This is a genomic window from Collinsella sp. AM34-10, from assembly GCF_003469185.1.
Taxonomy (GTDB): domain Bacteria; phylum Actinomycetota; class Coriobacteriia; order Coriobacteriales; family Coriobacteriaceae; genus Collinsella.
Map to the genome: position 1 here is coordinate 57,377 of NZ_QSIL01000004.1, position 12,851 is coordinate 70,227.

14 protein-coding genes and 1 tRNA gene are annotated in these 12,851 nt (G+C 56.8%); 9 read left to right on the plus strand and 6 right to left on the minus strand.

The window, feature by feature from the left end:
• Window positions 1–281 precede the first annotated feature (281 nt).
• The 3 genes from DW823_RS04885 (at window position 282) to DW823_RS04895 (ending at window position 3,697) form a co-directional block, all read left to right on the plus strand.
• Window positions 282–1,757, plus strand: coding sequence for an ATP-binding protein (locus DW823_RS04885; protein ID WP_118080730.1), 1,476 nt, complete (start codon window positions 282–284; stop codon window positions 1,755–1,757).
• A 126-nt stretch (window positions 1,758–1,883) separates the two neighbouring features.
• Entirely contained in the window at window positions 1,884–2,549 is a 666-nt protein-coding gene (locus DW823_RS04890) for a PilZ domain-containing protein (RefSeq protein WP_158567270.1), read from the plus strand.
• A 5-nt stretch (window positions 2,550–2,554) separates the two neighbouring features.
• Window positions 2,555–3,697 (plus strand): hypothetical protein, encoded by a 1,143-nt coding sequence (locus DW823_RS04895; protein ID WP_118080734.1) that lies wholly within the window; start codon window positions 2,555–2,557, stop codon window positions 3,695–3,697.
• A 56-nt stretch (window positions 3,698–3,753) separates the two neighbouring features.
• Here DW823_RS04895 and DW823_RS04900 read toward each other — a convergent pair whose 3' ends face one another.
• Window positions 3,754–4,260 (minus strand): hypothetical protein, encoded by a 507-nt coding sequence (locus DW823_RS04900; protein ID WP_118080736.1) that lies wholly within the window; start codon window positions 4,258–4,260, stop codon window positions 3,754–3,756.
• A gap of 397 nt (window positions 4,261–4,657) precedes the next feature.
• Here DW823_RS04900 and DW823_RS04905 point away from each other — a divergent pair, with 397 nt between their 5' ends.
• Window positions 4,658–5,437, plus strand: coding sequence for a hypothetical protein (locus DW823_RS04905; protein WP_118080738.1), 780 nt, complete (start codon window positions 4,658–4,660; stop codon window positions 5,435–5,437).
• Window positions 5,438–5,519: 82 nt separating this feature from the next.
• Complete coding sequence (locus tag DW823_RS04910) at window positions 5,520–6,470, plus strand: hypothetical protein (RefSeq protein WP_147350654.1); 951 nt, start codon at window positions 5,520–5,522, stop codon at window positions 6,468–6,470.
• 305 nt (window positions 6,471–6,775) lie between these two features.
• Here the strand turns inward: DW823_RS04910 and DW823_RS04915 are convergent, their stop codons facing one another.
• Complete coding sequence (locus DW823_RS04915; RefSeq protein WP_118080741.1) at window positions 6,776–7,474, minus strand: DUF5710 domain-containing protein; 699 nt, start codon at window positions 7,472–7,474, stop codon at window positions 6,776–6,778.
• Window positions 7,475–7,795: 321 nt separating this feature from the next.
• On the opposite strand from DW823_RS04915, the gene DW823_RS04920 reads away from it, so the two are divergent.
• The 3 genes from DW823_RS04920 to DW823_RS04930 all read left to right on the plus strand — a co-directional run bounded on the left by DW823_RS04920 (window position 7,796) and on the right by DW823_RS04930 (window position 9,814).
• Window positions 7,796–8,041, plus strand: coding sequence for a helix-turn-helix domain-containing protein (locus DW823_RS04920; RefSeq protein ID WP_147336052.1), 246 nt, complete (start codon window positions 7,796–7,798; stop codon window positions 8,039–8,041).
• 162 nt (window positions 8,042–8,203) lie between these two features.
• Window positions 8,204–8,452: a PriCT-2 domain-containing protein gene (locus tag DW823_RS04925; protein ID WP_118080743.1), complete on the plus strand. Its 249-nt coding sequence runs from the start codon at window positions 8,204–8,206 to the stop codon at window positions 8,450–8,452.
• Between the two features lie 285 nt (window positions 8,453–8,737).
• Window positions 8,738–9,814, plus strand: a complete 1,077-nt coding sequence (locus tag DW823_RS04930) for a DNA cytosine methyltransferase (protein ID WP_117765512.1) — start codon at window positions 8,738–8,740, stop codon at window positions 9,812–9,814.
• Here the strand turns inward: DW823_RS04930 and DW823_RS04935 are convergent.
• Together DW823_RS04935 and DW823_RS04940 are read right to left on the minus strand one after the other, a co-directional pair.
• Window positions 9,811–10,617 (minus strand): MAE_28990/MAE_18760 family HEPN-like nuclease, encoded by an 807-nt coding sequence (locus DW823_RS04935; RefSeq protein WP_118080745.1) that lies wholly within the window; start codon window positions 10,615–10,617, stop codon window positions 9,811–9,813. The genes DW823_RS04930 and DW823_RS04935 overlap by 4 nt on opposite strands.
• 5 nt (window positions 10,618–10,622) lie before the next feature.
• The gene (locus tag DW823_RS04940; RefSeq protein ID WP_118080747.1) at window positions 10,623–11,681 is read right to left on the minus strand and encodes a DUF262 domain-containing protein; all 1,059 of its coding nucleotides are present in this window, start codon (window positions 11,679–11,681) and stop codon (window positions 10,623–10,625) included.
• A gap of 224 nt (window positions 11,682–11,905) precedes the next feature.
• On the opposite strand from DW823_RS04940, the gene DW823_RS09790 reads away from it, so the two are divergent.
• The gene (locus tag DW823_RS09790) at window positions 11,906–12,055 is read left to right on the plus strand and encodes a hypothetical protein (RefSeq protein ID WP_158567271.1); all 150 of its coding nucleotides are present in this window, start codon (window positions 11,906–11,908) and stop codon (window positions 12,053–12,055) included.
• Window positions 12,056–12,283: 228 nt separating this feature from the next.
• Here the strand turns inward: DW823_RS09790 and DW823_RS04945 are convergent, their stop codons facing one another.
• A complete protein-coding gene (locus DW823_RS04945) occupies window positions 12,284–12,625 on the minus strand; it encodes an ATP-binding protein (RefSeq protein WP_118080749.1) in 342 nt (113 codons plus the stop codon).
• Between the two features lie 60 nt (window positions 12,626–12,685).
• Window positions 12,686–12,760: transfer RNA gene (locus DW823_RS04950), tRNA-Val, on the minus strand.
• Window positions 12,761–12,851: the final 91 nt, after the last annotated feature.

The window sequence follows — 12,851 nt, forward strand, 5'->3', positions numbered from 1 at the left end:
CTCATCTCTAATATAAGAGATAACAGAAAGATGAGAGATAAATATGAGAGATAACTGAGCAGCAAAAAGACAAACAATTATGGTATTGTCTCAATACCGATTGTTCTACCAGCAAGAACATGTTTAAATGAAACAGATGGTAGACATCTTATCTTCCATCTCTCACTCATCTCTTATATGAGAGATAGCAGTAAGATGAGAGATAATTACGAGAGATAACTGAGAGACGAAGGAAATCTATTCGTGGCATTCTCCGCCGGGCCGAGCGAAAGGACATGCAGATGAACGAAAACGAGCTGACCGGTCTGCTCGAGTCTTTAAGGCGCATGGGCTCGGACGATCTTAACGTCGAGGTCAAGGAGAGCGCCACGACGCTTTCCCGCGACGTATGGGAAACAGTTAGCGCATTCGCGAATACTGCTGGCGGAATTATCGTGCTCGGCGTGAGCGAGCGCGCGGGCTTTGTCCCGGTTGAGAACTTTGAGACCGAGAAGGTGCTCAACCAATTCGTAGCGGGCATGGGTGATGCCGGCGGTCGCGGAAAACTGGCCAATCCGCCCAAATACACCATTGAACGCGTGGAGCTCCAGGGCACCGTGGTTCTGGTCATCACGATTGAGGAGCTCGACCCGTCGAGCAAGCCTTGTTATGTCATAGAGCGGGGCGCTCAAGGCGGCAGTTACAAACGCATCGATGACAAAGATGTTCCGCTCTCGTCGACCGAGGTCCTGTCCTTGTCATCGTATGAACGGACGAGCCCCAGTGATCGCGATGCAGTGCCCGGTGCGGTCGCAGGCGATCTTGACGAGGCCCTGGTCGACCGCACGATAGAGCGTGCTTTCTCACTGACACCCCGTGCGATGCGCGGCGCGCCGGACAAGAAAACGAAGCTGGAGCGCCTGAATTTCCTCGACTCCCAGGGCAATGTCACTAAGGCCGGGCTCCTGGCTGCGGGTGCCTATCCTCAGCAGTTCTATCCCAAGCTCTTTATCGATGTGGCGGTCTATGCCGGAACGCAGAAGGGCGCGGCGGGGTCGTTGAGGTTCATGGACCGTACGATCTGCGAGGGGACGTTGGGCGAAATGGTCTCGGATGCCGTCGCGGCAGTCGTCAAGAATTTGCGGCGAACCTCGACGATCCAAGGCGTCTCGCGTGTCGACTCGCTGGAGATTCCCGAGGAGGTCCTGCGCGAGGCAATCGCCAACGCCGCAATCCACCGAGAATACGGAGATCGGTTCTGTGGACAATCGATTGCTGTCGACGTTTTTGATGACCGTATCGAGGTGACGAACCCCGGCGGCCTATACGGAGGAAAGACTCGCGAGAACCTGTTTGACGGCAGCTCCCGATGTCGCAATGCGACGCTTGTGAAGCTCATGTCGCTTGTCCCATTGCCCGACGGTGCGGGCTCTCCTGCCGAAGGCAACGGGTCGGGCATTCCAATGATGCTCGATGCCATGCGTGCGCAAGGTCTGGCCGAGCCATTGTTTTGCCCGGGTTTCGACCGGTTTAAGGTTGTCCTTTACCGAGCGAAGGTTGAACAAATTGATCATGGCGGGGACTTAATTGTGGCGGCACTCAAGCGCAACGGCGAACTGGGAACACGTGAACTGGCAGAATGCACGGGACTCACCGTCTCCCAGGTTAGGGTACGCGTCAATGCGCTCATCGCACAGGGCGAGCTTGAACCTACGGCGTCGGCGACGAGCCGCAACCGCAAGTACCGGCTAACGGAGCGCGCAGAGCGGCTGCACTAGCGTTCGGCTCCTACCATCCCGCCATTTCACGCGCTGCGCATCGAAACCTGCGGCAAAGCAGTTACAATAGCCCAATGCGCATCGCGCACGACGATGATATCGGCGCCCGCGACTAGGGGAGAATACATGGCAGAGCAACAGATAACGCCGGGGACTAAGCTTCAGGTGGCATTCGACGTGCCCATGGGCCAAAAAACCGACTTCAACATGCTCGCCACGTACAAAGAGGACCTGGACGAGGCGTACTTCCTTATGAGCGCTCCCATGCTCACCGGCAAGCCGCTGCTCATGGACGAAAACCAAAAGCTCCTGCTGCAGTACAAAGTGGGCGAGGAAACGTTCGTGCTCGCCGGCTATCCCGAGGCAGTCGAGAAAAAGGGCATCCGCACCTACTGGAAAATGCGCAAAGTCGCCGAGCAGCGCAGCTTTGTCAAGCGCCGCGACGAGCGTTTTAAGGTCGCCATGCGCCTGACCTACCAGCGCGATAACGCGCCGACCTCCGAGCCCGAGGACGCCATGACCATCGACGTCTCGGCCGGCGGCCTGGCCATTTACCTCAACGATTACCCCGACGTGGGCGAGGCCCTGGCCGTGCAAATGCCCACGATCCGCCTGCAGGGCGAGCGCCATGAGCTGCCCGAGCAGCTGGGCATCGTGTGCTGGGTGCGCCGCGCGCCCAAGGGCAGCCTGTACCGCAACGTCTGCGGACTGCAGTTCCGCTACGCCGACGACATGGAGCGCGAGCTCGTCAAAGAATACGTCGGCTACATCCGCGCCAAATATAAGCTCTGATCGCCATGGCACTGTTCAAGCGTAACGACAAAGATCAAGCTGCCGAGGATTTGGCCGAGGATTTGGCCGAGGGCCAGGCCGAGGACACGTCGCAGGATGCGCCCGGCTCCAATGCCGAGGACGCGCCCGGCGAGGACTCCGCACCCGAGCAGGCTCCCGCCTCCCGCAAGCGCTTTGGCAAGCCCAACCGCAAGCCCAAGCGCAACCTGCGCGGCGTGGTGCGCATCGAGGAGCTGGAGCAGGCGCTGGCCGACCAGGACCTCGATGACATCGACCCCGACGCGGTCGTGTCCATGTACATGCCCAAGCGCCGCATGGAGCGCATCGGCGCGGCGCTGCTGCGCATGGACAAGCTGCAAAAGGCCCTCGTGGTGCTGGCGCTTGCCTTTGGCGTGTTGTTCGCCCTGTCGTTTATGCAGGAAAACATGGGTAACTTCACCATCAACCTCAACCGCCTGGAGCTGTTCCGCCGCGGCGTGGCCATTGCCGACAACGGCGACTTTAACAACGCCACCGCGCGCCTGGCCGCCGACGCCGTGGACAACGGCACCAATATCGCTGCCGACGACCTGCCCGACAACCTGGACGACATCGACGGCAGCCACAACGGCAAAAACTACGTGGCGTACACCTTCTATATCCGCAACGCCGGCAAGACCGATCTGGGCTATAGCGCCAAGCTCAAGGTGGTCAGCGCCAGCAAGGGCGTGGAAAAGGCGGCGCGCGTGAGGGTGTATCGCAACGGCAAGCCCACCACCTACGCGGCCGTCGCGGCGGATGGCAATCCCGAACCCAACACCGAGCCGTTTGCGTCCAAAGACGTGGTGACGACCATCAGCCACAAGAACTTCCGCGTGGGCGATGTGGACAAGTACACCGTGGTCATTTGGCTGGATGGCGACGACCCGGAGTGCGTGGACAAGATTATTGGCGGCGCGGTGGAGTTCGGTTTTGACTTTGATTCGTCCGAGACCGACGATTCGAGCCTGTTCGTTAAGTTCGTGCAGGATATTGCCGATACCCTGACCGGCAATGACCCCATTAGCGCGAGCGGCAACGAGGCGCCCGATTACTACAAGGAGCACAACGTGACCTGGAGTAACCGCCGCAATCAAAAGAACTCGCCCGCAGGGGACGGGGACAAGTAGAACGAAGAAGCGCCGGGCCAGGATTGATTTCCCGGCCCGGCGCTTTTGGTGATGGCTTATGCCGAGGTTTTGCCGTCGGAGGCGTCGCCAGCGGCGGCGTCTAGCAAGAACAGTCGCAGCGCGAGCTTGATTGCATAGCCCGGTTTGACCTGTGCCGCGTCTCCCATGCGTTCGCCCAGGTCACTACAGTAGGCGTAGAGGTCGCGGATGAGGTCCGCGCCCGAGAGCGTGAACATGTAGCCCGCGTCCGAAAGCGCGTTGGGCGCTGCGGGCAGCCCCGCAGCCGCACAAAAGCTCGCAAGGTCGGGGCCCATGACGGCCTTGTAGTCGATTACGTCGCCACGGTCACGTACGGCCTGCTCCTGTTCACGAGCGAACGACAATGCCGCCGCCAGCACAAAGCTGGGCGTGGGCGCGTTGACGTCGTCGGTGGTGGCGACGAGCTTGCCGGCCGCTTGCGTGACCAGCCAAGCGACTTCGCGCTGGCAACGAACGGCTTTGCGCGTCACCGGCTTGATCGATCCGGTGGAAACGCTTCCCTTGGGTTGATTGGCGGCAGGCATGAGCCCTCCCAACAAATAGCCCGTTTAGCAGGCAAAAATTAAACGTTCTGCACCAGTATAGCGAGTGGGGGGAGGCTCGGGCGAAGCTCGGCGGAGGGTGAATGTATGCGATGGCGTGGCGCTGCGGCCGCAAGCCTTAAGAGGGACTTACGGCTTTGCGGGGGAGAGATCAAATAAGGTAAACGATGTTCACATAGCCCCGCGCATAACCCGAGGTAGACCTATGAATCTGCCGGAATGTGGGCTGCCGAAAACTCATAAGGAAATCGTAAGAATTATGGTATTCTCAATTCCATGTCTAAAGGATGGGCAAGCAACATCCAACACGAAAGCGCGGGCTCCCCTTCCGGGCTTCTCGAGGGTCATCTGGGATGAATGGGGAAAGAAAGGGGTCCGCATGGATACCAAGGCATTAAAGAAGCAGATGGGCGCCGCCATCGCCATGGTGCTGGTAGCAGCCGTAGCGCTGGGCTCTGCCACGTTCGCATGGTTTGTGACGAACAATACCGTTAAGGCGACGACGAGCAGCATCAGCGCACAGTCGAACGCGTCGTATATGACGATTAAGTACAACGCCACTGCTGTGGGAGCGGACAGTACATTTGACGTTGCCGGCGATACAGAAGCAACCAAACTGTATCCCGCCACCTTTGGTGAGCAGGAGGGTTCTACCGAGGGTCAGTTTATGACGGGTTACGGCAATACTGTGGACGATGGAACTCTGTACGGAACATTGAAAACTGTTGGCACTGCAGGTACGCCCGATGAGGCCGTTACCAAGGGCTTTGCTAAGAAGAATGTTTTCAATATCAGTTCCCGCGGCCAGAACCTCTCCAACTTGAAGGTCGCTTCTGTCGAGGCGAAATCTGCTGACGGTAATGCGACGAACCTTGCTACCACATCTGACATCAACTCTGCGCTTCGTCTTTTGGTGAAGTGCGGGGACAGGTGGGTTGTTCTTGACAAGGATGGTACGTTCAAGCTTGGTTCCAATGGCATCACTGCTGCCGATGGCATTCTTGCTGACACTATTACTGCCGACAAGGATACCGAGGTCGATATTTACGTCTTCTTCGAGGGCAGCGATGCAAAGGTTTATACGAACAACCTCAAGAAGCTGACCGATTCTTCCAAACTGACCGTAACTTTTACTGCTGATAATCAGAATAAGAAATAAAGTAGTTCCATACACAGCTTGCGAAGGGCAGGTTCCCGGCCCGGGACCCTGCCCTTTTCCTTAACGAGGGGAGGCGACGGAGATGCACGATTCAGTTAAGAGGCTTAAGGTTCAGCTTGTTGGGGCGGCGTTGACTGTCGTCGTCTCGGCGGTGGCGCTCTCTGCAACCACCTACGCTTGGTTTGTCTCCAATAGTAGGGTTCATGCAACTACGAGCACCATTTCCGCTCAAGCGAATGGCATGGTACTCCAAATCGTTGAGGGCGACACGCCCGACCATGGCTCCGACACCTCCACGGTCGCTTCCGCAGCCGGTCACGAGATTAGCCCTTCATCGACGAACGATGCCAAAAACTGGTACGTTCCCCAAAGCTGGCAGGGCGTTAATGTGAGCACCTATCAAAAGGTCGACACATCCATTTCGGGTGAGAATCCCGGCAAGTACACTATTCAAGGCAACGATTACTATGCATTCACCGTTGCGAATTACACGCTGTATACCGTGGCGAACACCGGCGTTGCCGACGTGTATTTGGATGCGAGCAACGGCTCGCCCATAACGATTACGCAGCATGGCGGCACGCAGAAATGGTTCGACAAAATCAAAGACAGCCTGCGCGTGGGCATTGTAATTAACGGCGAGCTGCGCGTTGTCTATGCGCCAGCTGCTCCCTCGACAACCGATATGGGCAACGATGTGACTACCGTTGCAGGTTGGTCGTGTGTCAACTCTGAATCTCTGAACGAGGTTGTTGCCCCTACGTATTTGCATCTTTCTGGCACCGATTCGCTCGATCAAAACGGCAATAACTGGGGTGCCACGAAAGCGGGCGAAGTCTACATTAAGCCGATCGGCAACGCGCAAAAGGTCGCTTCGAACGTCGATTACAACGGCACGAACATGAAAGTTGTCGTTTGGATGGAAGGCACCGACAGCGATTGTCAGAATATGTCTGGCCTCGATGTGGGCGAAGGAAGCCCGACCTTTGACGTAACGGTCAGCTTGGTTGGCATCGTAGCTGATTCAAAGTAGTGTAAACGCTGCTAGCAACTTTCATCAAAGACGAGGGCCAGTTCAGGTTTGAACTGGCCCTCGTCTCGTTTATGTCAATATTGGTTCGGCTATAGCCCGTACACCTCAACCATGGCTTCGCCGATGCGGTGGGGTACGCCGGTGACATGACCAGGCAGTGGTTCAGGTTCCATAAGGGCTATCTGGAGCACATTCTGGGGCTGTAGCCTTCGAGTCGGCAATTCAACTACCTGTGCACACTCGATTTACGAGGATTTTCACACTCGATTTTCGAGGAAGTCTGGACTCGATTTTCGAGCTTTGCCCTACAGGTAAATCCCCTCGAACAGGCTCTTGTGGAACTGAGTGTGGTGATCGCGTGCCCAGGTGAAGAGCGCCTGGTCAAAGTTGCCTTGGCTGGCGGAGATGCCATAAACGCCGGCGACTTCCACGCGCACGAACTCCAGCGCGGGCAGCTTGTTGATGGCCGTGAGCGCAAACGGCGACGTGGGCTCCTCGAACAGGTAATGGCTGCCTTGCAGCGCGCCGCAGCCTGTGCAGGTGCTGGCGAGCGATACGGTCTTGGTGGTGCGCGACGTTACGGGCTTGTAGCCGCAGCGCTCGCGTAGGTAGTCGCGGATTTCGGCCGGCACGCAGCCCAGCGCGGGGACGATGGCCACGGCGTTGGCGCGGGCTGTGTCGATCACGATGTGGCCCGCGTCGTCCATGGCGGGCGCAGCGCTGGGCGCAGCCTTGCTGCCCGAGTCCTCGGCCGCCCAATACGGAATGCCAAAGGCCGCGACCGTTGTCTGCTCGTGGCACTTCCAGCATTCGCGCTTGCCCAGCACCAGGTAGATGTAGGGCGCGCTGGGGTCGGAGCGATCCACGCCGGGCAGCCACGCGGCAAAGGGCTCGGGGTTGACGCCGTCGGGCACGTACCAGATCTTCTTGGTCCGGTCCCACTTGGCGCCCAGGGCCTTGGCCTCGTCTTTGTGCGAAAAGGGAACATCGAGCTCGGTGCGCATGGCGGCTCCTTTGTGCGGCTTGCGGTGCATGTGCTCCAAGGATACCCCAGCGGCGAACGTCCGATGCATGCCGACGGAATTGCTGATGTTCTTGCTGTTGGCCGCGGCTGTTTGCAAACGCGACGGTGCCGTTGGGGCATTGCTATAAGTCAGCAAATGAGCAATTTGGCCGTCCAAGCAGTCGCAAAGCAAAATGGAAGTCCCGCGCCGTCAAGCAGTTTTGCCACTGCTGCACTACATAACGACAGTTAAACGCGGCAATTCGCTCTTGTACAGTCTTAACCGTGATCACACGTCATTAGTAGCTCAGAGGTTAGGGCGGTGACTGAATGGCTCGGTACAAAGGCGAGAATAGGGCATGGGAAGGAGCCGCTCGGCTGCTCGCAAATCCGGCGCGCGGACGTGAAGGTGTGCGAGACCCCCAAGCACGTGGCCGAGATCGGCGGGTGGAGCCTGCGCCAAGTCCAGAAGTGGTGCGCGGACGGGACGCTCCCCGCGATGATGATCGGCGGCACCTGGGCGATCAGCGGGCAGAAAATCTGCGACATGCTCGGCATTGAGGACTAGCGATGCCTATGGAAGCATTCAAGGAAAATGACACCGGTGGCCGTATACTTGGCGGCGGGGCCACCGGCGGCGAGTGGACAGGACGGGGGCCTGTCGTGGCTGCATCTTACAGCTCGGTCACGGGGAGCGCCGCCTCGCAGCTCGATTGCGGGGTGAGCCAGCATGAACGATAAGGAGAAGGCCGACTTGGCGTTCCTCTCTATGGAGCCGTCCAAGAACTACGAGACTTGGAAGAACATCGGCATCAGCTACGAGGCCGCTGGAGGCGACCACGACACGTTCCTCAGCTGGTGCTCCCACGACCCCGAGAAGTACGACGAGGCCGTTACCCGCAAGCTCTTCGAGCATGTGGACGAGGGCGGTAGGATCACGGCGGGCACGCTCTTCTGGCATGCGGCGAACGCAGGCTGAAAGAGCACGGGCGACCATACAAGCGGAGCGCTTTGCACGGCCTCCGGCGGCCAGGACCTCTCCGGATTGCCGTACTTGGAGCAGGCGATCAAGCAAATCGAGGCCAAGGCGTTTTACCTGCACTTCTGCTGCTTACGGGAAGCAAACAGCCGTTCGGTGACGTTTTCAAGCTCAGGTCTCCAATCCCTCTGATTGCTGCTAATCTATAAAGTTAGCGAGTTGAATTCTTTTCGAGTTTGTGACGCTCGCATACGGTCATTCTAGGACGCCGAAGGGGTGATTGCGATGAGCGTTGATAGTTCCACAGAGGATAAGGCTCAGAGCGCCTCCATTGGTGCTGTGGATTTGTTTTGCGGGGTCGGGGGCCTGACCTACGGTTTACGCACCGCTGGCATCGATGTGGTGGCTGGGTTTGACCTCGATTCCTCTTGCCAGTACGCCTACGATGCGAACAACGGCAAGGACAAGTTCATCTGCAAGAACATCGCCGAGGTCACCGGGGAGGAAGTCAAGGAGCTCCTGAAGGACTTTGACATCAAAGTCTTGGTAGGGTGCGCTCCTTGCCAGCCCTTCTCGAAGCACCGCAAGGACAAGAAGCATCGCGAGAAGCACAAGGACTGGGGGTTGCTTGCGCAGTTTGGGAGGCTTGTACGTGAAGTGCAGCCAGATTACGTGTCCATGGAGAACGTGCCCGAGCTCGAGAAGGAGAGCATCTTCTCTGGTTTCTTGAATACGCTTAAGGAGTCCGGATACTCGGTGGAATACAGCGTCGTAAAGGCTGAGGAGTACGGTGTGCCCCAGCATCGGCGGCGATTGATTCTGCTAGCTTCTAGAAATGGGTCCATCAGCTTGATTGACCCTACGAATGATAACGCTCATGCTGTTACGGTTCGGCAGGCAATAGGTGCGCTGCCTGCCGTGAGCGCTGGCGGCTCTTGCAGGGGGGACTCTCTGCAAACGGCGTCGGCGCTATCAGAACTAAACTTGAAGCGCATTAAGGCTTCGACGCCTAATGGCACGTGGCGAGATTGGCCTGAGGACCTGAGGCTTGATTGTCATAAAAAGGCTGCTGGCCAAACGTACCCTGCGGTCTACGGGAGGATGGCTTGGGACGAGACGTCCCCAACTATAACTACGCAGTTCTATATGTACGGTACGGGCCGGTTTGGGCATCCAGAGCAAAATCGAGCCCTAACCTTGCGTGAGGGTGCCGTCTTGCAGAGCTTCCCGCAGGATTACAAGTTCATTAGGCCTGGCGAGAAGATCAGCAAGAAAGCTGTGGCACGGCATATTGGAAACGCCGTGCCACCAAAGCTCGGCGAAGCGGTTGGCAAAAGCATAATTGCCGCTTGCGTACACTAGCCCTCTTCTGATTCGGTCATACCGCGCCGATATTCACCGGCGTTGAGGTAGGTCGAAACATCCTTGCGGAGCTGCATCAAAAATGAGTCAACATGATTGACTAGCTCCGCAAGCTCCGATGTTGTCACCTGATTGCTTGCTTCTGCAAACGAAATTGATCCATGAGCTAGGTCATTCCGTCGATTCTTGATGTCTTTAAGCTCGCTCTTAATCTCATCCCTCTTGCAGTTCGCTATATCATCATGAATCGATATTCCGTGGTCATCAAAGAGCTTGAGGATTTTGTCTGCATCTAGATTTCCACCGGCGATGGTGTTCCGAACGCTGAATTGAAGTACGTTATTTTTAACAGCATGATCAAGCAACCTCTTGCTTATGGACTCGGCGGTACTATTGCTGGCTTTTGGGTCGCTCAACCCGTTATACATTTGGGTATGGTGCCAAATCGATTGAAGCTTTTCGGAAACCTCAGCGTAGCCGCAACCCTCGTCCTTTACTCTGTCGTAAATCGCCTGCATGAGATTAGTGACTGAGTACTCAATGATGTTGTAGATCATAAGCTTGACGTTGGAGCGGATGACACTGGAAACGAGGGTCACATCTGGTGTCGATGAGGGCAGGCCACTGGGATTTGCCTTTTCAGCGATTTCGTACGCTCCTCGCATTACAGCATTGTAGCGCACGCCCTCTGCACCTTGGTCAAGCGAATCGAGCAGGGTCGCGAGCGTAATCATGCTCTTGGTCTCACCAAGGCGGTCGTTGTAGACCTCTCCGTACCCCAAGTTAAAGTCATTGGAATCCATAAGGTTTACCGCTCCGCCTTCAGCTTGTTGGCAACGAAATCAATGCGAGCTTTCAACTTGGCCTTTACGTTTGCCGAGTCTGACCGCACAAGGGTCTGGAACTCTTCGCAATCAACCCAAGACATGTCTTTGCGCGAAAGGTCCTTGTCCTCCGACAACGCCACGGCAACGCCGACCGCAATAGCTTCGAAACGCGCATGAGGAGTCGTTTTTCCTGTCGGTGTCTTTTTGAAACCCCTGTCTCCCAAGCACTTCTCAACGTATTCCAACATTTCTTTGAAGCGAGCGACGAGTTCATTGCGCTTGTCAGGTGACTTGGCAAGCTCGATGTTCATGCGATTCGTGTATTCATCCAGGTAACTAGCAACGCGGTCTTTGTAACCCTCGAAATCTGGGTAGCCGTCTGCATAGGCGAAGAAACGAGTGACAAGTTCCATGTCATCGTAGTGTTTGCGCGCCGTCTCGCTTAACGGGGCAAGTTTTATAAAGAGCGGATCTTTGGAGAGCTCGCTTACTAGTTTTGTAAAATCGCCGCCCATGGAGCCACGGCGAATTTCTTGCGATTTGAGCTGCTTGCCCGATGAATTGATACGACGAAAAATCTCCTGTCGGACGTCAAAGGTGGTCCCTTCCTCAAGGTAAACCACTCGAAAGCTCGCGTTATCGAATCTTCTTTGTACTTCTATGGGAAGTTCTGAATAGGTCTTTCCGTTGACAGATGTAAGGATGTCTAGATTGCACAAGGTTAAATCGCCTCTGGCAAAGTTCACCAAGGCGTTCATCCTTTGCGCTCCATCAACGATTTCCGTTCTGCCATCTTCAGCATCGGCAAAGAACATGTAGGGAATGGGCAGGCCAATTAGCACAGACTCAATAAAGTAGCTGCAGTCAACGTCCGTCCAGACGAAGTTCCGTTGATAGTCAAGCGGAATGTAGAATGCATCAGCATTGAACTTATTGATGAGGTATTCCGCAACGTATTCGCGAGTGCTGAATCGCACATCCTTTTTCTTGTCGCGAATCTGTTCGGAAATCTCGATCGTCTCACTTTGTTGATCAGTCAATCGCCTTCACCTCAATCTATAGCAGGACGAAGCCAACTTAGGTCTGACTGGCTGTGGGATGTGAAGTCCTTTCCCATAACCAATGCTGCACTCTAATGATACCAGCAGATGCCTGGCATTAGAGTCGTGCCCCTCTGCCTCTTTGTGACGCCCGTCTAGGCTGCTCGTATCGAGTAACTGGGCGGGCGCCTTGTTGTGCCTGCCGCGATTTGAAAGCAGGATACATGGACGGTGAGACTCATGGCGACGAGGCGGCGAAGGTCGAGCTCGCGGAAGGGCAAGAGGACGCGAGGTCGGCAGAGGTGGCGGACACCCTTCGCTCGGAGATCGAAGCGGTGGAGGGCGCAGCAGCCGACGAGCGCGTGGAGTACTGAGCTCAGGCTCGCTGGGGCGCGGAGCGTCAAGGCCGCGCGTGCCCTTCTCGACGAACACGGGGGCGACGTGGGCGCGCTCAAGGAGGCGGAGCCCTGGCTCTTCTCGGTCCCCCCGCGCCCGCTGGGACCACGGGGCTGCCAAACGCGGGAGCCGCTGTTTGTGTCGACGACAAACTGAACATTGTGGCGCGACCAAATTGAGCACTTTGGCAAACACGCCGCGTTAACCTATCCCACCGCCTTGCCGAGCATGAGCGTCGCCTCCATACGGTGACTCGTGCCGGTGAACTCGACCAGGCGGCCGTGGTGGACGATGCGGTCGATCATCGCCGCCGCCATCTTGTCGTCCCCCAGGACCGTGCCCCACTTGCTGAACTCAATGTTTGTGGTGATGACCAGGCTGTGTCTCTCGTAGCAGTCCGACACCCCCTGGAACAGCAGCCTCGCGCTGTCGAGGTCCAGCGGCACGTGGCCGAACTCGTCCAGGATGACCAGGTCGTTTCTGGCGATGTCCCTCATCGCCGCCTCCAGCGAGTGCTCGCGCGCCGCCTTTTGGGATACATTTGGGATACAGCGCTATATACAAGAAACCGGTCTACCGCATTTTCGCAGGTAGACCGGTTGAACATTTGGTGGGCGTTAGAAGATTTGAACTTCTGACCTCTTCCGTGTCAGGGAAGCGCTCTCCCCCTGAGCTAAACGCCCGATCAAGGGTGCGCGAGTGCGCAGGGAATAATATAACGGAGCTCCCACCCGGTGGCAAGAACTATTTTTTAAAAAGCAGCGATTTGCGACC